The sequence below is a fragment of the Photobacterium sanguinicancri genome (assembly GCF_002265265.1).
Taxonomy (GTDB): Bacteria; Pseudomonadota; Gammaproteobacteria; order Enterobacterales; family Vibrionaceae; genus Photobacterium; species Photobacterium sanguinicancri.
The window spans coordinates 1-404 of the sequence record NZ_NOIF01000487.1; the positions used below are offsets into that span (position 1 = coordinate 1).

Here is a 404-nt window from a genome sequence, read left to right on the forward strand (position 1 = left end):
ACACCCGCGAGACCTGATCGACCGTCAGTCGGCGCTCGACGGCGATCGCGATCGGGTAGATGAGCTCGGAGGCCTTCGGCGCGACGATCACTCCCCCGATCACGGTGCCCGACCCCTTGCGGGCGATGAGCTTCACGAAGCCGTCCTTGATGCCCATCATCTTCGCCCGCGGGTTGGCCGCGAGCGGCAGCTTGTAGACCATGCCGTCGGCCTTACCGTCTTCGACGTCCTTCACGCCGTAGCCGACCGTCGCGATCTCGGGCGCGGTGAAGATGTTCGAGGTGATCTTGATGAGCTCCAGCGGGATGACGATGTCGCCGAGGGCGTGGAACACGGCCGTGCGGCCCTGCATCGACGCGACGGATGCCAGCGGGAAGAAGTTCGTGCAGTCGCCCACGGCGTAG

The 404-nt window shown here is 66.1% G+C and carries 1 protein-coding gene; it reads right to left on the bottom strand.

Features of this window, described 5'->3' with window-relative positions; all coding sequences use genetic code 11:
• Positions 1 to 404: oxidoreductase dimerization domain-containing protein (locus ASV53_RS26605; protein WP_500690247.1), on the bottom strand; the 404-nt coding region annotated here is incomplete at both ends.